At 69.8% G+C, this 23545-nt stretch carries 24 protein-coding genes; 9 read left to right on the top strand and 15 right to left on the bottom strand.

The features are described from left to right. The 6 genes from IF17_RS0121320 to IF17_RS0121295 form a co-directional block, all read right to left on the bottom strand. A complete protein-coding gene (locus tag IF17_RS0121320) occupies positions 1–1581 on the bottom strand; it encodes an APC family permease (RefSeq protein ID WP_030568295.1) in 1581 nt (526 codons plus the stop codon). A gap of 227 nt (positions 1582–1808) precedes the next feature. Further along, positions 1809–3275, bottom strand: coding sequence for an aldehyde dehydrogenase family protein (locus IF17_RS0121315; protein ID WP_030568292.1), 1467 nt, complete (start codon positions 3273–3275; stop codon positions 1809–1811). Continuing rightward, the gene (locus tag IF17_RS0121310; RefSeq protein WP_030568291.1) at positions 3272–5011 is read right to left on the bottom strand and encodes an N-acyl-D-amino-acid deacylase family protein; all 1740 of its coding nucleotides are present in this window, start codon (positions 5009–5011) and stop codon (positions 3272–3274) included. Before IF17_RS0121310 ends, IF17_RS0121315 begins: the two co-directional genes overlap by 4 nt. 228 nt (positions 5012–5239) lie before the next feature. Beyond that, positions 5240–6364 (bottom strand): LLM class flavin-dependent oxidoreductase, encoded by a 1125-nt coding sequence (locus IF17_RS0121305; protein WP_030568288.1) that lies wholly within the window; start codon positions 6362–6364, stop codon positions 5240–5242. 111 nt (positions 6365–6475) lie between these two features. Next, on the bottom strand, positions 6476–7261 hold the full coding sequence (locus IF17_RS0121300) for an SDR family NAD(P)-dependent oxidoreductase (RefSeq protein ID WP_030568286.1): 786 nt from the start codon (positions 7259–7261) through the stop codon (positions 6476–6478). 11 nt (positions 7262–7272) lie between these two features. Further along, positions 7273–8181, bottom strand: a complete 909-nt coding sequence (locus tag IF17_RS0121295) for a TIGR03619 family F420-dependent LLM class oxidoreductase (protein ID WP_179115524.1) — start codon at positions 8179–8181, stop codon at positions 7273–7275. A gap of 507 nt (positions 8182–8688) precedes the next feature. Between IF17_RS0121295 and IF17_RS0121290 the strand changes: the two genes are divergently transcribed. The 3 genes from IF17_RS0121290 (at position 8689) to IF17_RS0121280 (ending at position 12381) form a co-directional block, all read left to right on the top strand. Further along, positions 8689–10014, top strand: a complete 1326-nt coding sequence (locus tag IF17_RS0121290; RefSeq protein WP_030568281.1) for an LPXTG cell wall anchor domain-containing protein — start codon at positions 8689–8691, stop codon at positions 10012–10014. Between the two features lie 247 nt (positions 10015–10261). Beyond that, complete coding sequence (locus tag IF17_RS0121285; protein WP_030568279.1) at positions 10262–11071, top strand: NAD-dependent epimerase/dehydratase family protein; 810 nt, start codon at positions 10262–10264, stop codon at positions 11069–11071. A gap of 203 nt (positions 11072–11274) precedes the next feature. Next, entirely contained in the window at positions 11275–12381 is a 1107-nt protein-coding gene (locus IF17_RS0121280; protein ID WP_030568277.1) for a glycoside hydrolase family 43 protein, read from the top strand. A 51-nt stretch (positions 12382–12432) separates the two neighbouring features. Here IF17_RS0121280 and IF17_RS0121275 read toward each other — a convergent pair whose 3' ends face one another. Further along, complete coding sequence (locus IF17_RS0121275) at positions 12433–12711, bottom strand: hypothetical protein (RefSeq protein ID WP_237667086.1); 279 nt, start codon at positions 12709–12711, stop codon at positions 12433–12435. Between the two features lie 282 nt (positions 12712–12993). On the opposite strand from IF17_RS0121275, the gene IF17_RS0121270 reads away from it, so the two are divergent. Continuing rightward, the gene (locus IF17_RS0121270; protein WP_030568274.1) at positions 12994–13296 is read left to right on the top strand and encodes a DUF6087 family protein; all 303 of its coding nucleotides are present in this window, start codon (positions 12994–12996) and stop codon (positions 13294–13296) included. 86 nt (positions 13297–13382) lie between these two features. Beyond that, positions 13383–13616 carry a type II toxin-antitoxin system VapB family antitoxin gene (locus IF17_RS0121265; RefSeq protein WP_030568272.1) on the top strand — a complete coding sequence of 78 codons (234 nt, stop codon included), beginning with the start codon at positions 13383–13385 and terminating at the stop codon, positions 13614–13616. Positions 13617–13699: 83 nt separating this feature from the next. Here the strand turns inward: IF17_RS0121265 and IF17_RS1000000139000 are convergent, their stop codons facing one another. Both IF17_RS1000000139000 and IF17_RS0121260 read right to left on the bottom strand, forming a co-directional pair. Then, on the bottom strand, positions 13700–14257 hold the full coding sequence (locus IF17_RS1000000139000; protein WP_157851165.1) for a PIN domain-containing protein: 558 nt from the start codon (positions 14255–14257) through the stop codon (positions 13700–13702). Further along, entirely contained in the window at positions 14254–15357 is a 1104-nt protein-coding gene (locus tag IF17_RS0121260) for a helix-turn-helix domain-containing protein (RefSeq protein WP_244890525.1), read from the bottom strand. Before IF17_RS0121260 ends, IF17_RS1000000139000 begins: the two co-directional genes overlap by 4 nt. A gap of 504 nt (positions 15358–15861) precedes the next feature. Here IF17_RS0121260 and IF17_RS1000000138995 point away from each other — a divergent pair. Continuing rightward, entirely contained in the window at positions 15862–16290 is a 429-nt protein-coding gene (locus IF17_RS1000000138995) for a DUF5959 family protein (protein WP_030568268.1), read from the top strand. A gap of 62 nt (positions 16291–16352) precedes the next feature. Here the strand turns inward: IF17_RS1000000138995 and IF17_RS0121250 are convergent, their stop codons facing one another. Beyond that, on the bottom strand, positions 16353–16556 hold the full coding sequence (locus tag IF17_RS0121250) for a DUF397 domain-containing protein (RefSeq protein ID WP_030568266.1): 204 nt from the start codon (positions 16554–16556) through the stop codon (positions 16353–16355). 14 nt (positions 16557–16570) lie between these two features. Beyond that, positions 16571–17440 carry a helix-turn-helix domain-containing protein gene (locus tag IF17_RS0121245; RefSeq protein ID WP_030568264.1) on the bottom strand — a complete coding sequence of 290 codons (870 nt, stop codon included), beginning with the start codon at positions 17438–17440 and terminating at the stop codon, positions 16571–16573. A 234-nt stretch (positions 17441–17674) separates the two neighbouring features. Here IF17_RS0121245 and IF17_RS0121240 point away from each other — a divergent pair, with 234 nt between their 5' ends. Together IF17_RS0121240 and IF17_RS0121235 are read left to right on the top strand one after the other, a co-directional pair. Further along, positions 17675–18091 carry an ATP-binding protein gene (locus tag IF17_RS0121240; protein WP_030568262.1) on the top strand — a complete coding sequence of 139 codons (417 nt, stop codon included), beginning with the start codon at positions 17675–17677 and terminating at the stop codon, positions 18089–18091. A 351-nt stretch (positions 18092–18442) separates the two neighbouring features. Further along, the gene (locus tag IF17_RS0121235) at positions 18443–18952 is read left to right on the top strand and encodes a hypothetical protein (protein ID WP_030568259.1); all 510 of its coding nucleotides are present in this window, start codon (positions 18443–18445) and stop codon (positions 18950–18952) included. 97 nt (positions 18953–19049) lie between these two features. Here the strand turns inward: IF17_RS0121235 and IF17_RS0121230 are convergent, their stop codons facing one another. From IF17_RS0121230 to IF17_RS0121215, 4 genes are all read right to left on the bottom strand, one after another. After that, positions 19050–19904 (bottom strand): M23 family metallopeptidase, encoded by an 855-nt coding sequence (locus tag IF17_RS0121230; protein ID WP_030568257.1) that lies wholly within the window; start codon positions 19902–19904, stop codon positions 19050–19052. Positions 19905–20064: 160 nt separating this feature from the next. Beyond that, on the bottom strand, positions 20065–20685 hold the full coding sequence (locus IF17_RS0121225) for a TOPRIM nucleotidyl transferase/hydrolase domain-containing protein (protein ID WP_030568255.1): 621 nt from the start codon (positions 20683–20685) through the stop codon (positions 20065–20067). A gap of 81 nt (positions 20686–20766) precedes the next feature. After that, positions 20767–21843: a M20 family metallopeptidase gene (locus IF17_RS0121220; RefSeq protein WP_051884095.1), complete on the bottom strand. Its 1077-nt coding sequence runs from the start codon at positions 21841–21843 to the stop codon at positions 20767–20769. Between the two features lie 126 nt (positions 21844–21969). Next, positions 21970–22227, bottom strand: coding sequence for a hypothetical protein (locus IF17_RS0121215; protein ID WP_030568251.1), 258 nt, complete (start codon positions 22225–22227; stop codon positions 21970–21972). A gap of 110 nt (positions 22228–22337) precedes the next feature. Here IF17_RS0121215 and IF17_RS0121210 point away from each other — a divergent pair, with 110 nt between their 5' ends. Further along, positions 22338–23156, top strand: a complete 819-nt coding sequence (locus tag IF17_RS0121210) for a class I SAM-dependent methyltransferase (RefSeq protein WP_030568249.1) — start codon at positions 22338–22340, stop codon at positions 23154–23156. Positions 23157–23545 lie beyond the last annotated feature (389 nt).

Here is a 23545-nt window from a genome sequence, read left to right as displayed (position 1 = left end):
TCAGCCCTCGACCACGAGGGCCGGGGTCTCCTTCGTCAGTACCTGACCCCGGAAGAACGCCGGGCTGCGGCGCTCCATCGCGACCATCAGCACCACGCCGAGGAGCAGCAGCCCCACCCCGATCACGAAGACCGAGCCGACGCCGAGGACCGAGGAGCCGGAGCCGTACGCCGGGTCCCACATGTCGTAGAGGGTCTTGGCGAAGACGGCGGCGAGCAGCAGGCCGCCGACGGCCGGGAAGAGGCCCTTGAAGACCAGGTCCCGTCCGGAGCGGGTGAGTTCGGCGCGGAAGTACCAGACGCAGGCGAAGGCCGTCAGCGCGTAGTAGAAGCAGATCATCAGGCCGAGCGCGTAGATGGTGTCGATCAGGACGTGCTCGCTGATCAGCGTCATCACGGTGTAGAAGACACCGGTCCCGATGCCCGCCGTGACCGTCGCCCGGCCGGGCGTCTTGAAGCGGGGGTGGACCTTGGCGTACGAGGCCGGCATCGCCTCGTACGTCGACATCGCCAGGACCGTACGGGCGACCGGGATGAACGTGGTCTGGAGGCTGGCGGCGGCCGAGGCGAGGACGGCGACGAAGAGCAGGACGCCGAGGCCGGGGCCCATCACCGGTCCGGCGAGGGCGGCGAAGACGTTGTCGGAGGTCTCCGGGTCGGCGAGGCCGAGCCCGGAGGTGCCGGAGCCGACGGCCATCTGGGCGGCGATGCCGGTGGCCAGGTAGGAGCCGACCAGGACGACCATCGCGATGAGCGCGGCGCGGCCGGGGGTCTTCTCGCTGCCGGTGGTCTCCTCGTTGGCGGTCAGACAGGCGTCCCAGCCCCAGAACATGAAGATCGAGAGGGAGAGGCCCGCGGTGAAGGCCGCGAAGGACTGGACGGCGAACGGGTTCATCCACGACCAGGAGAAGTCGAGCGAACCGGCGAAGGCCGCGTCCCCGCTGCCCGCCTTGCTCAGGGCCATCGTCACGAAGAGCGCGAGCACGGCGAGCTGGAGCCCGACCAACGCGTACTGGACGCCCTTGGTGGCCGTCATCCCCCGGTAGCTGATCGCGGTGGCGGCGGCGATGAGGGCGAGGCAGGTGCCGATGTGGACGAGCTTGTTGTCGTCCAGCGCGGCGACCGACGCGCTGTTGGTGACCTCGCCGGCCAGCAGCCAGAAGTACGAGGTGGCGACGCCCGCCAGGTTGGACAGGACGATGATCGTCGCGATGACCAGGCCCCAGCCGCACATCCAGCCGACGCGCGGGCCGAACGCCTTCACCGTCCAGGTGAAGGAGGTGCCGCAGTCCGGCATGACCTTGTTGAGCTCGCGGTAGGCGAAGGCGACGAGCAGCATCGGCAGGAACCCGGCCAGGAAGACGGCGGGCATCTGCACGCCGACCTCACCGGCGGTGGAGCCGAGGGTCGAGGTCAGACAGTAGACGGGGGCGACGGTGGAGACACCGATGACGGCGCTGCCCATCAGCCCGACGGAGTTCCCGCCGAGCCCCTTGCCGCGTACGCCCCCGTCACGGCCGTCGGCCGGGGCGCTTCCCCGTACCGTGTCTCCGGCCTGTGGCCGCGCGTCCAGCTGAGTCATGAGAGGGACGTTATGCGCTGCGATATCCACATCCGGAGGGTGAGACTCCCATGTCTCACCCTTGGTTACACCGGCCGATTCCGGATGAACACTTGATGAATTAAAGGTCACTTGCACGCAGGGCCTTGCAATGCATGTCGCTCGCGTGACGGTGGCCACGTACGGTAATCGCAGCGCTGTCCGTTTTGTCCCGATTCAAAATTTTCCCGCGCCGCCTGGGAACGCGCTCAGCCGGGCCAGACGATCGCCTGCGTCTCGCTGTAGGCGTGCAGCGCGTACGAGCCCACGTCCCGTCCCACGCCGCTCTTCTTGAACCCGCCGAACGGCGCCTCCATGTTCCGCCCGACCGTGTTGACGCCGACCCCGCCCGCCCGCAGCCGCCGGGCGATGCGGAAGGCGCGGGCCACATCGCCCGACCAGACGTAGTCGATGAGGCCGTAGTCGCTGTCGTTGGCGAGCGCGACGCCCTCGTCCTCGTCGTCGAAGGGGACGACCACGACGACCGGCCCGAAGATCTCCTCGCGGACGACCCGCAGACCGGGGGTGCAGTCGGCGAGGAGGGTCGGGGCGACGTAGAAGCCCCGGTCCAGGTGGGCGGGGCGGGCGCCGCCGGTGACGACCCGCGCGCCCTCCTTCCGGCCCAGCTCCACGTACGCCTCGACACGGTCGCGGTGGGCGGCGGAGATGACCGGGCCGACGATGGTGGTCCGGTCGGCGGGGTCGCCGACGGTGAGCGCGTTCGCGTACGCGGCGAGCGCGGCGATCAGCTCGTCGTGCCGGGACCGGTGGACCAGGACGCGGGTCGGAGCCGTACAGATCTGTCCGCTGTAGAAGGAGAAGGTGGTCCCGATCCCGGCGACGGCGGAGCTGAGGTCCGCGTCCTCCAGGACCAGCGCGGCGCCCTTCCCGCCCAGCTCCATCAGCTGCCGCTTCATCCCGCGCCCGCACACCTCCGCGATGCGCTGCCCGACGGCGGTGGAGCCGGTGAAGCTGACCATGTCGACGTCCGGGGAGTCCACGGCGGCCTCACCGGCCTCGGCCCCCGACCCGGTGACGACGTTGACGACCCCTGGCGGAACGCCCGCCTCCGCGAGGGCGGCGGCCATCCGGTAGACGGAGAGCGGGTCCTGCGGGGCGGGCTTCACGAGGACCGTGTTGCCCATCGCGAGGGCGGGCGCGACCTTGCCCGCCGGGTTGGCCCAGGGATTGTTGTACGAGGTGATGCAGGTGACCACCCCGACCGGCTGGCGGACGGCCAGCGCCCCGAAGACCCCGGCCCGCCCCATCGGACCGGCCTCGTTGATCTGCGGCGCGATGGCCTCCTCGACGGGCTCCAGGGCGCCCCGCGCGTACCGCCGGAAGCGGGCGGCACCGACGGCGACCTGCATCCCCCGGGCGGTGGAGGCGGTGGCTCCGCTCTCCCGCCGGGCGAGGTCGGCGTGGGCGCGGAAGTCGCGCTGGATGAGGTCGGCGGCCCGGTCCAGGATGGCGGCGCGTTCTTCGGGCCGGGTGCGCGACCACGGGCCGAAGGCTTCGCGAGCCGCTGCGGCCGCCTCGTACACCTGGGCGCGGCTCGCCTCGGGGGCGAGGCCGACGACCTGCTCCGTGGCCGGGTCGATGACCTCGTAATGTCCGTGATCGGGTTCGACCCACTCCCCACCGACGAAGAGCTTCCCCGGGTCGTCATGGTTCACGCGGTACTCACCGTCCGGGTGTCGCGGCCCGAGCGCAGCACCGTCCCCGGCACCGCCCCCGTCACCTTGTCGTCGCGCAGGGTCTCGACCCCGTTGACGCGTACGGAGACGATCCCGATGGCCTTGGAGTCCAGGCGCGGGCTGTCCCCGGGCAGGTCGTGGACGAGGGTGGCGGGTCCGGCGTCGATCCGCTCGGGGTCGAAGAGGACGAGGTCGGCGTGGAAGCCCTCCTCGATCCGGCCACGTTCGCGCAGCCCGAAGAGGCGGGCGGGGTCGTCGGTGAGCATCTTGACGGCTGCGGTCAGCGGGACGAGCTTGCGCCCGCGCAGACAGTCGCCGAGGAACCGGGTGGTGTACGGGGCACCGCACATCCGGTCCAGGTGCGCGCCCGCGTCGGAGCCGCCGAGCATCACGTCCTCGTGCTCCCAGGTGCGCCGGCGCAAGGCCCAGGAGTCCGGGTCGTTGTCGGTGGGCATCGGCCACAGGACCGTACGCAGGTCGTCGGCGGCGCAGATCTCGACCAGGCAAGTGAAGGGGTCCTGGCCGCGTTCGGCGGCGATGTCGTTGACGACGCGCCCGCTGAGCCCTTCGTTGGCGGCGCTGTACGTGTCCCCGATGACGTACCGGCCGAAGTCGGCGAGGCGGCGGAAGACCCCGGCCTCTTTGCTGTCGGCGCGGCGGAGCATCTCGGCGCGGGTGGCGGGGTCCCGGAGGCGTTCGATGCGCTCGGGGACGGGGAGCGCGAGGATCTCGCCCCAGCCGGGGATGAGGTTGAGGGCGCAGAAGGTGCCGAGCGACATGTTCATCGGGGTGAGGATCGGCATGGTGAGGGCGACGATCCGGCCGCCGGCGCGGCGGGCTCGCTCACTCGGTATCAACTGGCGCGGTACGCGTTCGGGGACGGCGGCGTCGATGGTGAGGACGTTCCAGTTGAGCGGGCGCCCGGCGGCGGCGGTCATGTCGACGAAGAGGTCGATCTCCTCGTCGGAGAACTGGTCCAGGCACCCGGCGACGATCGCTTCGAGCTGGGTGCCCTCGTGCTCGCCGACGGCGCGGGAGAGCGCGAGGAGCTCTTCGGGTCGCGCGTGCCGGGAGGCGACGGGCTCGCCGTCGCCGTCGGCGTGGGTGGAGGACTGGGTGGTGGAGAGCCCCCAGGCCCCGGCGTCCATGGCGTCGTGGAAGAGGGCGAGCATGGCGTCCATCTGGGCCGGGGTGGGCTGCCCGCCCACGGCATCGGCGCCCATGACATGCCGCCGCAGGGCGCAGTGCCCGACCATGAACCCGGCGTTGACGGCGATGCGGCCTTCGAGGGCGTCGAGGTACTCGCGGAAGGTGGACCAGGTCCAGTCGACGCCTTCCTCCAGGGCGGCGAGGGCCATCCCCTCCACCCGGGACATCATCCGGCGGGTGTAGTCGGCGTCCTCGGGCCGGTCGGGGTTCAGGGGCGCGAGGGTGAACCCGCAGTTGCCGCCCGCGACGGTGGTGACGCCGTGGTTCATGGAGGGGGTGGCGTAGGGGTCCCAGAAGAGCTGGGCGTCGTAGTGGGTGTGCGGGTCGACGAAGCCGGGGGCGAGGACGAGGCCGTGGGCGTCCTCACTGGTGACGGCCTCCTCGGTGACGGTGCCCGGCTCGGCGATGACGGCGATGCGGCCGCCGCGGAGGCCGACGTCGGCGGTGTAGGCGGGATCGCCGGTGCCGTCCACGACGGTCGCGCGGCGGATGAGGTGGTCGAGCATGACGGTGTCCCTTCTTCGGTTCGGACGGCCGGGGTACGTACGCCTTGGCCGCGGTACGTACCCCGGCTCACAGGACGACGGTCCGGGAAGACGCCGCCCAGCTCTTGGGCGGGGGTGAGGCCCCCACTTCCAGCCCCGGGCGGCCACTTCCAGCCCCGCCGGCGTTTGAGGCGAGTCTTTTCAGCCCCTCCGGCGATTGAGGAGCGGGGTCCGGGGCAGCGCCCCGAATCAGTTGGCGGCAGCCCGCAACCGCGAGGTCCGATGCACAGGATCCGTATCGATCTTCGGAATCACGTGCTCCCCGATCAGCCGGATCGTCGTCATCGTGTCCTCCGGACTGATCCCGATCGGCAGCCCGAAGCTCAACTGATCCGCCCCCGCCTGATCCCACCGCCGGCACTGCTTCAGCACCTCATCGGGATCCCCGCAGATCATCAGCTCCTCAGCGATGAGCAGCTCCACGATCTCCTCGGTGTACTCCGGCAGCAGCTGCGGCCACTCCGGAATCCCCTCCGGCCGGGGAAACGTGTCGTGGTAGCGGAACAGCAGCGACTGGAGGTAGTTCAGCCCGCCCCCCACCGCGATCCGCACCGCCTCCGCATGCGTCTCGGCACAGATGGCGGTCGACGTCACCATCACGTTGTCGTTGACGAACGCCCCCACCGGCTCCGCGTCCTTGACCGCGTTCTTGTAGGACTCGACGACCCACTCCATGTCGGAGACCTTCTGCACACTGAAGCCCAGCACCCCGAGCCCCATCCTCCCCGCCATGGCGTACGAGGACGGCGACCCGGCGGCGTACCACATGGCCGGGTGCGCACCCCCGTACGGCTTCGGCAGGATCTTGCGCGGCGGGAGCGACCAGTGCTTGCCCTGGAAACCCACGTACTCGTCCTGGAGCCACATCTTGGGGAACTCGGCGATCGTCTCCTCCCACAGCTCCTTCGTGTGGTTCATGTCGGTGATGCCCGGCATGAACCCGAGGATCTCGTGGCTGCCCGCCCCCCGGCCGGTGCCGAACTCGAAGCGCCCCTCGGAGAGATGGTCGAGCATGGCGACCTTCTCCGCGACCTTCACCGGGTGGTTGACGGGCGCGAGCGGGTTGAAGATGCCCGAGCCGAGGTGGATGCGGTCGGTGGCGTGCGCGAGGTAGCCGAGGTACACGTCGTTGGCGGAGAGGTGCGAGTACTCCTCCAGGAAATGGTGCTCGGAGGCCCAGGCGTACTTGAAGCCGGACTTGTCCGCCTGGATGACGTACTCGGTCTCCTCGATCAGTGCCTTGTGCTCTGCCTCGGGGTCCACCTTGGCGCGCGCGGCGGGCACGTACCCCTGAACAAAGAGCCCGAATTCCACGGAGGTTCACCGTCCTCAAGTTTTTCTGACGCACCGTCAGATTGTGATGCGACCGACTGTTCCACCGCCACCGCGACCCGTCAATAGCTGACGAGCCGTCAGGTAGCACGATCAGAACGGACTGACCCCGGCCAGCCACCCCCCGTCGATGACGAACGGCTGCCCGGTGATGTACGAGGAGTCTTCGCCGGTCAGGAAGAGGGCCAGCGCGGCCACCTCCTCGGGCCGTCCGATGCGCCCCATCGGCACGAGCTTGCGGTAGTACGCGTCCAGCGCCGCGTCGGACCTGCTCAGGTCGGCGTCCGGGTCCAGCAGGGCCGGGTTGCTCATGGCCGTGTCGATCGCGCCCGGGCAGATCGCGTTGACCCGCACGCCCTTGCCGGCCAGCTCCATCGCGGCCACCTTGGTCAGCCCGAGGACGGCGTGCTTGGTCGCGGCGTACGCGCCGACCAGCGGCATGCCGGTCAGACCGGTGTACGAGGACGTGTTGACGATCGTCCCGCCGCCCACCGCCTCGATCTCCGGCGCGACGGCCCGGATCCCGAGGAACGCACCCGTCATATTGACCCGCACCACCTGCTCGAACTCGGCCAGCGGGGTGTTGACCAGCTCGTTGAAGCGCAGGATGCCCGCGTTGTTGACGAGCCCGTCGATCTTCCCGAAGGCGTCCCGGGCCACGGCCACCGCCTCGGCCCACCCCTCCTCGCTCCCCACGTCCAGCCGCACGAACCGGGCGGCCTCCTCCCCCAACTCCTTCGCCAGCGCCTCCCCTTGCTCGACCAGCACATCGGCGATGACGACGCGCGCGCCCTCCGCCGCGAAGAGCCGCGCCTGCTGCTCGCCCTGCCCGCGCGCCGCCCCGGTGACGAGGACGACCCGCCCGTCCAGCTTGCCCATGTCCGTCTCCTTCACGTACCGAGGTGGGGGGCCACGTCCGCACCGAACGCCGCCATCTGATCGGTCAGTTCGTCCACGCTCCGGCTCCGGAACCGCACCTGGATCTGGTGCACACCGATCGCCGCGTACTCCCGCAGCGACTCCGCGAGCGCTCCGGGCTTCCCGGCGAGGGTCCGCCGCCCCACGGACCACCCGGGCTCACCCACGTACAGCGGTTCGGTGATCGCACCGATCACGATCGGCTCCCCCACCCCCGCCTCCGCCCGCAGGGCGTGCACCCGGGCGATCTGCGCGGGCAGCCGGTCGCGGGCATCGCCCTGCGGGAGCCAGCCGTCCCCCCGTACGGCCGCCCGGCGCACGGCGGCGGGCGAGGAGCCGCCCACCCAGATCGGTACCTTCTCCCGTGCGGGGCGCGGCAGTTGCCCGAGGCCGCCGAAGGAGTACCGCGCCCCCGCGAACTCCGGGTACTCGTCGGGCCCGAGCGCGGCCCGCAACGCGTCGATCGACTCGTCCAGCACACCCCCGCGCCCGTCGAAGTCCGCCCCGACCGCCTCGAATTCCTCCCGTACGTGCCCGGCGCCGACGCCGAGAATCAGCCGGCCGCCGCTGAGGTGGTCGAGGGTGGCGTACTGCTTGGCGGTGACGAGCGGGTGGCGCAGCCCGACGACGGCGACATGGCTCATCAGGAGCACACGCTCGGTGACCCCGGCGAGGAACGCGAGCGTGGCGACGGGGTCGTACCAGACCGTGCTCATCCCCTCCGCGAGCCGGCGCGGGATGGCGATGTGGTCGCAGCTCGCGATGTAGGCGAAGCCGCCGCGGTCGGCGGCCCGGGCGATGCGGACGAGGTCGGCGGGGGTCGCCGCCGCCTCCCAGGGCTCGGCGTAGATGGCGCTCTGCGACTGGACCGGGAGCTGCATCCCGTACGTCAGCGGCCCGTCGGCTGACGGCAGCGGCGGTAGCGACGGCGGCGGTATCGGCACGGCGGCCTCCTTCCCGTTCGCCCCCGGGACGTTGCCCGCTCCGGGTGACGGCCGCCATCGTCGTACCTGACGGACCATCAGACAAGGGGCGGGGGGAAGGGCATGGGCACCCCTGGCGCACGGACCCACGGCCCCACGGGCCCATGAAGATATGAATGCGGGACTCCGCTTGAATGGACGGAAAATGCGGAAGCACCACCGCCACCGATCGCCTCCCGCCCCCTTTCCATGGCGTTGATCACAGGAAAAGCACAGCCCTGGAGAGCAACTGCCCCTTTTCGCTCTCTCTGTCTGCCGGCGAGAACACCCTTCGGCCCGCAGCAACCGGGAAATTCCCCCCGTACGTTCATAGGTCCGCCCTACCATCACCACAGGCCACCCGCGTGATCGCTTCCGCCGCGACGGCCGCTCCCATTCTGTGTGCCGGACCAAAAAAGGGCTCAAGTGAAGATTCGCCGCATTCTCGCCACGGCTGTCGCCGTCGCCGTGACGACGCCTGCCGTCGCGCTCTCCGTCACCCCCGCGTTCGCCGACACCAAGCCCGACACCAGGCCCGCCGCACAGACGCCGGCCAAGCCGACCGTCAAGGAGCTCGAAAAGGCGCTGGCCGAGGCGGAGAAGGCGTACGACGCGGCTGTCGCGGCCGAGAGGGTCGCGTACGACGCCGTGGAGGCGGCGGTATCCGACACCGCGCCCCTCACCGTGGCGGCCAAGGCCGCCCGGAAGGCCGCGGACGACGCCGCCGCCGCGAAGAACACCGCAGACGAGGCGGTCGCGGAAGCGCAGGCCGCGCTCGACGAGCTTGGCGAGGACGACGACAAGGCCACCGCCGAGAAGACTCTCGCCGACGCCAAGACGGCCGCCGCGACGGCGGCGACGACGGCCACGACCACCGAGGCCGAGGCCAAGGCGGCCCTCAAGCTCGCGACCGACGCGAAGGTCGCCGCGTTCACGGCACTCGCCAAGGCGCAGAACGCCACGAAGGAGGCGCTCGCCGCCGTCACGGCCGCCGAGGCGGCCCTGGAGCGGGCGAAGAAGGAGGAGGAGAACCAGGGCGACGGCGACGGTGACGGTGACGGCGAGGAGGGCGAGTGCATCGACGAGCCCGGCCTGACCACGGTCGTGAAGGGCCTCCCGTCCTCGGTCACCGCCGGCACCTCCACCACCTTCTCGGTCCGGGTGGCCAACGGCACCGGCAAGGACCTGGACAAGGTCCTCACGTACGCGAGCGTCCACGCGACCGACAAGACCGGCGCCAAGGACATCGCCAAGTACCTGAAGCTGACGTGGTCGACCGCCAAGTCCCCGAAGTGGCAGAAGGTCGACGGCGACCTCTACATCGACGCCATCGGTGCACTGAAGGATGGCGCGCAGGCGGACATCAAGCTCCGCCTGACCGTCGACGCCAAGACCCCGGCCGGTCAGGGCCTCACCTTCATCGCGGGTGACTACTTCAACAAGGACGGCTCCTGCGGCCTGACGCAGGACGCCGCCGTCGACGAGTTCGACATCAAGGCCGCGGCCGGCAAGCCCTCCGCCAAGCCGACCCCCAAGCCCAGCACCAGCACCACCGCCCCGGCCGCGGGCAACGGGGTCACCCCGCAGGGCTCGGGTTCGAGCGTCCCGGCGACCACCACCAGCAGCACCCTCGCCGCGACCGGCTCGTCCGACGCCACCACGCAGCTCGCCCTCGCGAGCGGCGCGGCCGTGGCGCTCGGCGCCGGCGCGATATTCCTTGTGCGCCGCCGCAAGACGGGCGCCGACGCCTGAGAAACGTACGGACGTGACACCGAAGGGGCCTCACCGCGCGCTGTGGTGGGGCCCCTTCGGCGTACGTCGTCCGGCCCCTGCCTACGGGCCCGGACGCCCCACGAGCAGGTGCCGGCAGTGGCCCGCCGCCAGGGTTGACGCGACCACAGAGGCTCCCTACCTTGCCCATGCATGTGAACTCCATCCATGCGGATGAAGCATGTCGATGAAGCAGAGACGGCCGGAGCCCCACCGAGGAGATCCCCTGATGCCCGCTCCCCGCACCATCCTGCTGACCGGAGCCGCCGGCGGCGTGGGCACCCTGATGCGGGACCTGCTGCCCGCGTACGGATACGAGCTCCGGCTCCTCGATGCGACTCCCATCGAGGGCGAACCGGACGCGCTCACCGCCGACTTGGCGGATCGTGAGGCACTGCGCGAGGCGGTACGCGGGGTGGACGCGGTGATCCACCTGGCGGGCATCTCCCTGGAATCGACCTTCGACAAGATCCTGCGCGCGAACATCGAGGGCACCTACCACCTCTACGAGGCCGCACGCGAGGAGGGCGTCGCCCGGATCGTGTCCGCATCCTCGAACCACGCGATCGGCTACACCCCGCTCCCGCGCCCCGGCGACCCGCTGATCCCGGTCGACACCCCGCGCCGCCCGGACACCTTCTACGGCCTGTCGAAGTCCTTCGGCGAGGACCTGGCGCAGCTCTACTGGGACAAGCACGGTGTCGAGACCGTCTCGGTACGGATCGGGAGCTGCTTCCCGGAGCCCACCTCCGTACGGATGCTGTCGGTCTGGATGAGCCCGGCCGACGGGGCACGCCTCTTCCACGCGGCCCTGACCGCCGAGGCGGTCGGCCACACGGTGGTCTACGGCTCCTCCGCCAACACCCGCCTGTGGTGGGACCTGACGACGGCACGCGCGCTCGGATACGACCCGCAGGACGACTCGGAGCCGTACGCGGCGAAGCTGGTGGCCGAGCAGGGCGAACTGGACCCGGCGAACCCGGCGCACGCCCGACTCGGCGGCCACTTCGTCACGGCCCCGCCGATCTGGCCGCACTGAGGCGGCGGCACAGAACTCCTCCCTGCGCGGCCCGTTGACACCCCCACGCCCCGACGGGATGCTGCGAGAGCGCTCTTCCATCGATATAAATCCCCACCGGGACGGGCGCACCGGGCAGGGTCACCCACCCCCACAGCCTCCCCGCTCACCCGACCCCGACCCGGGCATCACCCGCCGGAGGCACACCCGGGAGCGAGCCGCCCATGAGACTGTTCCGCCGCTCGTCCGGCCTCGGTGCCCTGGCACTGGCCGGCGCCCTCACCGCAACGCTGTTCCTGTCCTCCCCCGGCACCGCGCAAGGCGCGGGCGCACCGCCGGAGCGCGAGGCGGCAGCGCAAGGCCAGACGAGCCTGCGGGCGGCCGACCCCAGCGTTCTGCGGGTGGGCAGCACGTACGTCGCCGTCCAGTCGACCGGCGGAGGCATCGCCGTACGCCAGGCCTCGTCGACGGACGGCCTCGCCACGGCCCCCGCCCGCCAGGTCTGGTCGGACACCCGTGGCCGGGGCGAGGTCTGGGCGCCGGAGATCGTGATGGACGGCGGCCGGTACTACATCTACTTCACGGCCGGCGTCGGCCCGGCGCATCGCATGTTCGTGATCAGCTCCGCCACCTCCGACAGCGGCTACGGGGCCGAGACACAACTCGCCCTCCCGGACAACAAATGGGCGATCGACGGAACGCTGTTCACCTTCAACGGCCAGCGCTGGTTCATCTGGTCCGGCTGGGCGGGCGACACGAACGTGGAGCAGAACCTCTACATCGCCCGCATGAGCAGCCCGACGCAGCCCACCGGCGCGCGGTACGTCATCTCCCAGCCGCGCGAGAGCTGGGAGCGGGTGGTGGGCAACCCGTTCATCAACGAGAGCCCCGAAGCCATCAAGGACCCGAACGGCCAGCTGCACATCGTGTACTCCGCCAACGGCAGCTGGAGCGAGCAGTACTGCCTGGCGGACCTGCGCCTGCGGGCGGGCGGCGACCCCACGCACGTATGGGACTGGTACAAGTCGAACGGCTGCCTGTTCGGCTCCAACCGGTCGACGATGATGGCAGGTTGGGACCCGACGCTGTACGTGAACGGCCCAGGCCACCACACGTTCGTGCTGCTGCACGGGGACATCAACACGAGCCCGCCGGCGGGCCCGAGGTTCCCGTCGATGTTCCACGCGGTGCCGAAGGGCACCCCGTACACATGGGCGAACCGCCACTGGTACACGGGCACGTTCGCGTGGTGGGGCAACACGACGTACTCACGGGCCAACGTCCCGGGTCCGAACACCGACACGGGGTGGAGCCTGAAGTTCTTCGAGTGAGGCGAGCAGCGCGAGAACTGCCCCGAAGCCGCCTCCCCGTCGCCACATCACCTACCCCTCGACGACGAGCTGCTCCACCCCCGTGTCGGTGAGCGAGTCGAGGGAGTCGAGCTGCTGGGCGGCGCGGCGGAGGTCCTCGTACTCCGAGCGGAGGACGGGGAACCGGGAGAACTTGATCACCATCCCGATGTCGTCCAGGGCCAGATCGGCCTCGTCGTGGTCCACCATTTCCACGACCGACGACAGAGGCCTGACCAGCTCCGGCTGGTCAGCCAGCCGCCGGATCATGCGCAGGGCGACAGAACGGACGATGGCACCTGACGGGTCCATCGGCGGGTTCCCGGGCGGGTTCCTGCGGCACATGAACATGTACGGAGGCTCTTTCTCTGAGGAATGGTCGCCATCAGGGCGTCGGCCACTGCGCCGACCAGCATCACCCAAAGCGCGGACCGAGGGTAGGACGATTCCTGGCACACCGAAGCGTGCCGCAGCCACCCCTTCCCGGAGCCCAGCGGAACCCCCGGTTCCCCGCATGGCCAAAAACCCCCGATCACTGACAGCGGGACATTACGCTGCTGGGCCAGGAGCCGCCGGAACGAGGAAAGCAGCACGATGGACGACGAATCTCTGTCGGACTGGGCGAAGCGCCGCGACGCGAAGATCGGCCGCCTCCGAGCCGTGCCGCTCGTGCCCGGCGAGGGCCCGAGCGCCTCCCACCTCAACCCGGACGCACCCCGCGCCATCCAACGCTGGAACGGCTACACCTGGGAGCCGTACGGGACAGCGGCCAACCTGGCCGAGACCCGACGCCTCCTGCGCCCGCGCGACGAGGAACCGCCGACGGTGACCGCCCCGCGACCTCAGCCCTTGCGGGCGGGGCGCGGGAGGCACCGCAAGCCCCGGCCGGGGGAATGATGCAGGGTGGAGATCAGTCCGCCTCCGGCCCTGGCGGACCGGCCGAGTCGCCATCGGACGGCGCTGGTCGATTCGCGGAGGGAAGCATGAGCCGTACGGTCATCGACCCAGACGACGAAGCGCTGGAGGCCGCTGCGAAGGAGCTCGGCACCACGACGAAACGCGACACGATCAACACCGCGCTGCGCGAGATCGTCGACCGCAATCGACGACTCCGAGCCCTTCACGAGCTGCAAGACCTGGCCCGTGACGGCGCTCTCGACATGGACCTCCTCCTCGACAAGCGAAACTACCGGGGTGGGTCCTCGCGGTTGGCCTGAGGTGGACGGTCCGCCGCCCTGAGGCCGCGACGGCGCCTACCGGCACACCCGCCGGAAAAGCCCCAATCAATTCCGCATGACCTCTAGAGCAAACCGTTCTGCTTAGCCCAGCTTACGAATTGACCGCGAGCGCAAGGATATCGTGCATCCGTATCGATCAATGCGTCGACCAGGGTACCTGCTACGTATTCCGTTGCGTTCCCCTCGCTGACAGCAGTCGCTATGACGCGCAGGGATCCCCAGACGGGAAGGGAGTTTCTGCGGGCGATCCTGCGAGCGTCTCCGTCATCGATCACAGCGATCGCGCCGTTGACCTCGGCCCAGGCAAGGACAGTAGCTTCGCCCTGGTTCGACTTGCTGCCCGAAACCAGATCCATCCACTTCACGAGTGCCGTGAGCTCATTCAGGTGGTCGACATGCACGATCTCCAGCCAATCAGCACTTGCCAGACTCAGCCCGTACGTACCGAGCTCATCCACCACGGTCTGAGTGGTTACGTTCCGCCGACTCACACCTTGCCAGGTCTGGGCAATATCACCGAGAACATCGAGTTTCCCCGCCTTAATTGCGTGAAAGAGAGGAGATGTATCCCAGGCAAGTAAGAGGGCAGGCAGGTTTCCGGCGGTAGAGGCGGTGCTCACGGCAGCGGCTCCTCCAGGGCACGCGTGGGCAGTTCATCCACCGTGAGCGCGCTATAGAGGAGTTCGATGGCCCGAGGAGCTGTGATGGCGCCTGTTTCCCAGGCGCTCAGCACTGCCTTGCGCCACAGTTTACCAGTGGCACCCGGTTCAAGATCAGGGACCGGCTGTTCGCCGAGTACGGCGAGAAAATCTCCGCGCGTGGGCGAGTTCGCCTTCTGCCGCCTGGCTTCACCGCTGTCGATCAGCTCCAGGTTGCGCACGCGATTGACGACTGCGCTCCAGGAAACCCTGTAGCCGGCCGCCATGGCGAGCAGGGCGGGCCTGACTTCCGTGGCCTCTGTAACGTCCCGCCAAACGCTCTCCACGTCCTGGGCGGGAAGCATGAACCACTCGACAAACCGGTCAATCCGTTGTTCACGCTCATCGCGGCCGGCCGCCACACCAGCATCGCTGTGATATTCGTCCTGCAGAAGGTGATGGCCAAGCTCGTGAGCAGCCGTCCACCGCCGCCTTCCGGGCTGTGCTTGTCCACTGATGACAGCTACGCCATAGCCGTCCTGCAGAAGTGAAGCTCCCTCGGCCGACTCGTCCACGACTGTCAGGAAGAGACCCAACTGCTCCACGACGTCCGCCATCGGCCCGAGCGGGCCCGATGGTCTACCCAGGGCGCTACGGGCTGCTACGGCCAGGGCAACCGGGTCGACCTGCCCTTCCGCCCGCTGCACAGAAGGGTCCACCTGCGGAGGGGTGAGAAAACCCTCCGTGATGAGCCAATGAGCATGGCGAGCGTGCTGCTCCAGCCAGGCATCAAGCCGGTAGCTAGCACGAGTTGCCTCGTCCGACACATCCTCCAGTGCGGCTCGGCGGGATACGAGAGGGGCCGGCGGACGAGAGAGGAAGTGCGCCAGAGGGACACCCAGCGCTTGGGCCAGACGAGAAAGTTCAAGAGCGGAGACACGGCGATCCCCGGCCTCGATGCGCACTATGGCCGTGCGATCGAGACCCACCTCGGAGGCCAGGCCGCCCTGGCTCATATCCGCAGCCAGGCGTGCCTCAGCGATCCGCTCGCCCACTTCATCCCAGCCCTGCACTGCTTCCATGTGTGCGATTTTTGCACACACGCGGCGGGGCAGCATCCGCGGAGGGCCGCGCTCTCGGTCAAACGCCTACATCAGGCCAAGGGTGCAGCGGGTGCCGGCCTGCACGGGAAGCGCCATCCACGCGACTGGCGAACACCACCGCGCAGGAATCCAGCCTGTCCGACTGCCTGCGCCCATCCCAACCCTCGCTCGAAAAATCCGATGCCCCCATCGCGCCCGTGAACCTACACTCCGGCCATCATGAAGCGCCGCACTGAGTTCACCGAGCGAGCGGCCCGGCTCCGCGACTATCTCCCGCCCGATGATCGCCGGCCCCTGAAGCGCCTCGTCGATCGGGTCACGGAGGACCCCTACGGTCCTTCCACTCACCTCCCCTTCACGAACGACGAACTCACACGATCCAGCGGAGTGGAAGGAGCCATGGTCAATCTCATCGTGACCACGGGGGAACATACCCTCCGGTCAGGCGAGGATCTCTCCCTGAGCACCGACGAGAGGGCATCCATGAGCGGCAGCTCCCCGACTCATCTCATCTCCCTCGCAGACGACGAGGGAAACAGCGTCACGGTCAGCATTCTGGGGCGCAACGCCACATGGGCTGCCGGTCTCGACGCGGAGATCGTCGTCAGGACGCCCTTTGTGTCCGGTCGCCTCGACCTGCCGCTGTCCGTGAGGGATCTGGACGGCTGGAGCGCCGCCCTGGACCGGCTCGACGCCGGTGAGGACGCGGCCTGGAGGGAGATGAGCCGCGGCCCGTCCCTGTTCATCCAACTCACCGGCGAGCGCGAATGCCCCGAGGTGATCGTGGAGGACGAGGGCTGGTCCATGGTCACCGTGCGGGTCCCGCTGGTACCCCCGGACGACTGGATCGCCGATCACCATCTGCGTCTGCGCCGGGTGATGGACCACTGGGTCCCGATGCTGGCGGGGTAGGGGCAGCAGCCCACGGGCGGTGAGCGCATGACCGGGGGCCATGCGCTCACCGGGACACTCCTTTAGAGCGAGCCGTCCCGTACGGCGGTGACGAAGGCCTGCCACTGGGCAGGGGCGAAGGTGTGCGCGCCGAGGGAACGGTCCTTGCTGTCGCCGATGGCTACGAGGCCGTCCGACGTCTGCTGGGTCTCGACGCAGTTGCCGCCGTTGTCTGCGCTGTAAGAGGACTTTGCCCAGGCACCTTCGGGCAGCCCGTATCGCACCATCTGCTGTCTCCGCCTTACGCTCTCATCGCGAACTCTCGCTGTACTGACGAGACTAGCTGCATGGACTGTCGCGTGGTGAGCGCGGTTGCCCGCAATTCGTCGAAGGCAAGCTGGTAGCGCTTCACCGTGTCATCTTCCTCCAGGTAGAGCGCGCCGTCGAGATAGCCCAGGTTGACGACGTCGAGGTCCATCGGATCCGGGTAGCTGTAGATGTTGAAGGGGCCGTGCGTCCCCGCGTGCCAGCCTTGACCGAACGGCACCACCTGGATGGTGAGCTTCGGCGGGTTGTTGACCTCCAGAATCCGGGCCAGTTGGGCCGCCATGACGGCGGGACCACCGACCTCGCGGCGGAGCACCGCCTCATCGAGAAGGCAGACGTACTGCGGAGGGTTGTCCCGCGTGAAGATCTCCTGCCGGGCCTTGCGTACTTCAATGTACGAGTCGCGCTTTGCCTGGGTCGCGTCCTTCTCCGCGCACCGGATCACCTCCGTGGCGTACTCCACCGTCTGAAGCAAGCCAGGCACGAGCATCGGCTGGAACGCGAGAATCCTCGCGGCATCGGACTCGATGGACAGCCACTCCTGGAAGCCGGCCGTGAGTATGTCGCCGTACTGCGCCCACCAGCCCTTCCTCCGCCCCTCCCGGGCCAGCGTGGTCAGCGCCGTCCTGAGCCGGTCGTCCGACACCCCGTACAGCGCGAGCAGTGCCTCGATCTCCAGCTTGCTGACGCCCTGGCGGCCGTTCTCCTGACGGGAGATCTTGGGCTTGTCGCCGCCGATGCGCTCGGCGGCGTCTTCCATGCTGACTCCGGCCTTCTCACGGAGTCGTTTCAGCTCGGCGCCGAGACGGCGGCGGCGCACCGTTGGGCGCGGATGGCTGGGCATGCGGTCCCTCCCCTGACGTAAGTGGCTCAGTGTTACCCACTCCTCACTGCTTTTAGCAACTCCCGTTATATGCACAAGCGTTCACCCACACAGGCGAATCTACAATTTTGTAGCCGAAGTAGTTGCGATGAGTGCTCCAGGCGGTCCACTCTGTTGCTCACCACTCATGGCATCGCCAGGGTCACCCTGCGTCGCCACGTGGGCCGCATCCCCTTCCCTCACCCCGGAGGAGCCGTGCCCGTCACCGCCGAACCGGACCCGCCCGACTACCGCCAAGACCTGGTCGCCCACCCCGAATCGCTCGCGATCATGCGGCGCATCGTCAGCGCCCACGTCGACCTCTGGGGGTTTCGGGAGCTGGCCGACTCCGTCACGCTCTGCGCCCACGAGCTGCTGGCCAACGTGGACCGGCACACCGGGTCGCCGCACTGCACGATCACCCTGCGCCGCCGGCCCAACGGCGTACGGGTCACCGTCACCGACACCAACACCGAGCCGCTGGAGCCGAGCGACCCCGACTGGGACGCCGAGAGCGGGCGCGGGCTGGCCCTGATCAACGGGGTCGCGGAGCACTTCGGCACCGTCATCCGGCGGGACAGCAAGGACGTGTGGGCCGAGATCCTCACCTCGCGCCCGGTCGCGCTGGCATGAACACCCCGCTCCCCCGGGCCTATTGGTGCCACACCGATGCCGGCGGCACCCCGCCCCACCCGATCCCGACAGACCTCCTCACCACCGCGCCCGGGCCCGCCGTCACCTGGATCCGTGAATCCGTACGGTGGCTGACTCCGCGCCTCGACCGTGACGCCTTTCACCGGGCGTGGGCCTGGCTGGGCGACCACCGGGGCGCGCAGGCGGCCGTGCAGACCCTACGGCGAGGGCAGCCGTACGCGTACGAGCTGATCACCCCCGCAGCCCGCTGGCGCTGGACCGCCTACCCCGTCTCGTACTCCCGCCGCCGCACCACCACTTACCGAACGAGCACCCCGTCAGGAGCCACGCATGACCGCCATGACCGCGACCGCTTCCCCGGCCGGCGCCGCTGCCGAGCTGCGTACCGCCCTCCGCGAGGCCGGGCTGCCCGTGGGAGCCACCGGCACCGACGACTACGTGCAGCTGGGCACCCTCAGGGCGTCCGACGCACGGCAGTTGGCGCGGCTCATCCGTACCGGGACCAAGCGCACCCTCAAGGCCGCACGCGCGCTGCGGGAGATCTGCGAGGCGTACGGGATCGATCTCCCCGAGCTGCGCGTACGACAGGGCCGCATCACGCTCGGGGCATGCCGGGTCGACGACGGCGTACGGCTCGCACGGCTGCTGGGTGCGTCCTCGCCCGGGCCGGAGGTACCCGACGCCGAGGCCGTACGGGACCTGTTGGCGGAGGCCTTCTCCGCCGCCACGGGAGGTGGGACCCTCGATGTTTCCGTACGCGGAGAGGCGCCGGACGTCGTGGAGTTGGGCGCTCTTGACGCTCGGGCGGCTCGGCGGCTGATCGGGGCGCTGCGGTTCTGAGGGCTCGCAGATGCGCCCGAGGAGCCCCGCAGGCCGTGCACGGGAAGGAAGCCGCCGCGGCCCTCCCGTGCACGGGGTCATGGGGGTGGTGGTGCGATCAGCAGTTGGGGATCACCGTGCCGTTGTTGTCGCGGGCCTCGTCGTTGCCCCAGCGGGAGAGGTAGTACGCGGAGACGTAGGCGTTACGGCCGTTCTTGCCCGCGTAGACGCTGTCCAGGTCGGTGCGCAGCCACCAGTGGTTGAACTGGGTCGCCGTACCGACGCGGGCACCCCACACCTTGCAATAGACGTAGTTCGTACCGGCGTTGAGGATGCCCTGCGCGTCGGCCGTGTTGGGGGCCGCGTAGCCGGTGGCGTTGGCGAAGGTGTCGACCCAATACTTGCCGCCTCCACCGCCACCGCAACCGTTGTCGCTGGTCAGGTACTTGGCGTAGTACGAGCCCGGGTAGGGGCTCAGCGGCTGGCCGTTGATGACGATGTTCTGGCCGACTCCGTTGAGGAGCTGCTCGTAGTGGATGTGGGCGCCGGAGCTGTTGCCGGTGGACCCGGTGGTGCCGATCTGCTGGCCCTGGCCGACGCGCGCCCCGCTGGCGACGGAGAAGGCGTTGAGGTGGAAGTAGTAGGTCTGCCAGCCGCCACCGTGGTCGATGGAGATGTAGTTGCCCGCGCCACTGGGCTGGGAGTGGCGGTAGGCCGTGCCGGGGGCGGAGGCGAGGACCGGGGAGCCGGCGGTGGCGCCGCCGTCGGTGCGGACGAAGTCGAGAGCCCGTCTGACCTCGGCGGAGTGGTGGCTGTAGGTCCACTGCTGGCCGCAGGCGTACGGGGCCTTGAAGTTGGGCGCGGCGGCTGCGGGGGACGCGGCGGCGGTGACGGTGAGCAGTCCGCCGAGGAGTGCCAGCAGGGCGAGAAGGCTCGTACGCGTACGAGTACGAGTACGAGTACGGGATGGCATTCGGGGAGAGCGGCGCATGGGCAGGGAATCCTCCGGGTCGACAACCGTGCAGTGGGGTGCGGGGTGTGCGAAGTGCCGTGGAATCTACGCGAGTTGAACGGACACCAGAGTGCCGTAAGTTGCGCCCGGCCGACAGACCGCGCGACCTGGCCGTCTCGCGTCAGAGGGTGGCGAACAGGTCGTCGAGCGGGGCGGGGACCTGGTCGGCGTCGAGTGCTTCGACGAGGACGCGGCCGTAATGAATCTTGCGCCCCTTCTTCGTACCGAGGAACCGCCTCAACTGCTGCTGTGGGGTGCGGCCTTGCTGGGCGGGCTGGCGCAGGAAGATCTGGAGCGCGCGCAGGTCGCCCTCCGTCTGGACGAGCTGCTCCACGCGCGGCACACCGAGGGCGCGGATCAGCTCCTCCTCCAGATCGGCCGCGCAGACGAAGAACTCCTGCTCCGCTCCCGCCCCGGCCCGCTCCCACCCCCGCTCGTAGAAGCCGCGCTCCCGCTCGTCGCAGAGGCCGGTGAGGCGCACACCCAGCCCGGAAGGCCCGAGGAGACCGGCGAAGCGGGCGACGCTCATCGCGCCGCCCATGGGGAGGACGCAGACCCCCTCGGCGGCGAGGTCCCGGTCACGGCTCTCGGCCAGCGCGTTGACGGCGGCGGCGTCGCTCGGGCCTTCGAGGAGGACGGCGGTCCGTACGGGGAGCTGTTCGGCCAGGTCACGGGCGGCCTCGCCGGGCCCACCGGCCGCCCATGCGGTGACCGCCTCGCGGAACGCCTCCATGTCAGCCATGGGGCGAGTCTCGGCCCTTCGCGGCCGGTACGGTAGCGAATTTCCGCCGACACGCTGGGCGGGTGGGCGCAGATGTGGCTGCTACGCCCGGGGCGCGTGCTGGATGGCCTTCACCAGCCCGGCCGCCAGGTGGGCGCGCTCGGCCATGGCGTCGACGACGACGTACTCGTGGTCGGCGTGGGCGCCACCGCCGACCGCCCCCAGACCGTCCAGCGTCGGCACGCCCACGGCGGCGGTGAGGTTGCCGTCGCTGCCGCCACCGACCGCCACGGCTTCGATCCCCGGCATCAACTGCTGTGCCAGCGCGAGGAGTTCAGCAGCCGCCGACTCAGGCATGGGCGGTCGCGCGATGGCCCCTTCGACCGTGATCCGCGCCCCGTCCACATGGGGAGTCAGGGCGGCGAAGGCGGCTTCCACGCGCTCCTTCTCCTCGGCCGACTCGACCCGGACGTCCACGACGACGGTCGCCTCGGCGGGTACGACGTTCTCCAGGGTCCCGGCGGACGCGACGGTCGGGGTGACCGTCGTCCCGAGCTCGGGACGGCTGAGGGCGGCGATGTCCAGCACCTGGTGCGCGGCCTCGATGAGGGCGTTGACCCCGGCTTCCGGCTCCAGCCCGGCGTGCGAGGCCCGGCCCGTGATGGTGACCTGGAACGCGCCGCACCCCTTGCGCGCGTTCTTGAGGGCTCCCCCGTCGGCGGCCCCCTCGAAGACGAGTACGGCACCGCAGGCGCGGGCCCGCTCCTCGATGAACGCCCGGGAGGAGAAGGAGCCGACCTCCTCGTCGGCGGTCACGAGGATCTCCACGCCGGACCGGTCCCGCTCGTCGAGCGTCGCCAGCCCGTGAACGGCCTGCACGAGGCCGCCGAGCATGTCGAAGACACCGGGCCCGGTCGCGCGCCCGTCCGCGACGGCGAACGGCCGACGCGCGAGGGTGCCGAGCGGGAACACCGTGTCGTGGTGGCCGAGGATCAGAACACGGGGCTCACCACCGGCCACCCAGTGGACGTGGGTACCGCCCGCGTTCACGTTGAGCACGGCCTGCCCGCCGAGGCGGTTCTCGATGACGGTGGCGACGGCTTCGGCCGACGCGGCCAGGGCGTCGAGATCGCGGGACGGGGACTCGATCTCGACGAGCGTACGGAGGTCTTCGAGCATCGCGTCGGTGCTGACGCCGAAGGCGGTGGCGGGGGCGTCGTTACGGGCGCTGGCGTTGTCGTGGCTGGTCACGCGGCCAGCGTAGTGGTCATGCGGGCCGGGCAGAGGGCTTGCCGCCCTCCCCTGTCAGCCGCGCCAGAACTGCCAGCGGGCGTGGGGCGGTGCGCAGTTGCCGGCGGCGACGGTTTGCCAGTAGGCGCGTTCGATGGCCTCTTCCTGTTCCGTCGACGACCCTGACTCCGACGTCAGCGACAACACCGAGTAGGAACAGTCCGGCCGGACGGATTGGGCGGCGAACGCGCCGATGGCTCCGGCGACCAGCGCCGTGACGGTGCAGGCGATGAGGAGAAGCCGACGGGTGTCGGCGGGTATCTGGGAGATCACGTCCGGATCATACGGAGCGCGTCGGCGGCTCCGGCGCCGACGGCTGGACCGCCCCCGCCCGAAGCCTCGGACCGGGTGGTGCGGTGCGGGGCGACGGTAGGTTCGCACTCATGACGACCACAGCTCAAGAGTCCTTCCTGCGAGCCTTCCATGCCGAACTCCCCGCTGTGACAGCGGACACCTTCGGTGGCGCCCGGGCGGCGGACGGGCGGTCCAGCTACGAGATGCTGTGCGACCGGGTCGCCGGAAGCGGGCGGGTGCTGGATCTCGGCTGCGGTGACGGCCTGTTGCTGGAGTTGCTGGCCCGGACGGAGGGCCGCCGGCTCGCGGGCGTGGACCTGTCGCCCGAAGCCGTGGCGCTCGCGCGACGCCGACCGGGGCTGGGCGGCGCGACCGTGCTGGAGGGGCGGGCCCAGGACCTTCCCTTCGCCGACGACAGCTTCGATGCCTGCGTGTCCCACATGGCGCTGATGCTGATGGGGGACGTCGAACAGGTCATCGCGGAGATCGCCCGCGTGCTGGCTCCCGGGGCCACGCTGGCCTGCGTGATCGGGGGCGGGGCCGTGGGCGGCGAGGCGTACGAGCTGTTCCTCGGGCTGCTGAGGGCGGCGATCAAGGACGCGCCCGCCGCGCAGCGGGTGCCCGCGCTGGGTGACAGGCGGACACGGAGCCGCGAAGGACTCGACGGCCTCCTCGGACCGGCGGGCTTCACGCCGGTCGACTGGGAGACCGTCGCGATGGACCTGAGCGGCCCACCGGAGCAGGTGTGGGCCGCCCTGTCCGGCGTCTACGACGTGGGCCCGCTCGATCCGGGCGCAGTCGCATCGTTGCGTGAGGAGTTCTTCGGGCGGGTGGAGGGGCTGGCCATGCCACACGGAGTCATTCCTTGTGGCATGAAGCTCCATGTGGCGACCGCCCGTCTGAGGTAAGGGCGACGTCACCCAGCGCGTATGCAGGGAACACACGTCACCGGAAGGCGACAACAAGGCCCCGCGTGCGCGGGGACCACAGTTCGTGACCTGCGGGTTTAGGTGGCCAGAGGCTCGTTTTTACTTACTTCTTGAGAAACGGACACATCTCCCCCGAGGTGTGAGCGGGCTGTGCTCGGTGCTGTGTATGTCGGAAGTAATTCTGCCCTCGCCAACTACAAAGGGACTCCTGATTCTCCGAGTTGGCGCGGGGGGAATCCGCCGCCCGTCGGCCTCAGACGGTTTTGAGGAGGTCTCGGAGGTTGGCCATGCGGGCCTCGATGTCGGCGGCCTCGGTGGGGTCGATGGGGGCTTGGTCGGTGTCGGGTTGGCGGGTGGTGCGGCAGGGG

The organism is Streptomyces cyaneofuscatus (assembly GCF_000718135.1).
Lineage (GTDB): Bacteria > Actinomycetota > Actinomycetes > Streptomycetales > Streptomycetaceae > Streptomyces > Streptomyces cyaneofuscatus.
Note: the sequence above shows the minus strand (reverse complement) of the source record. Positions and strands in the feature narration are given on the sequence as shown.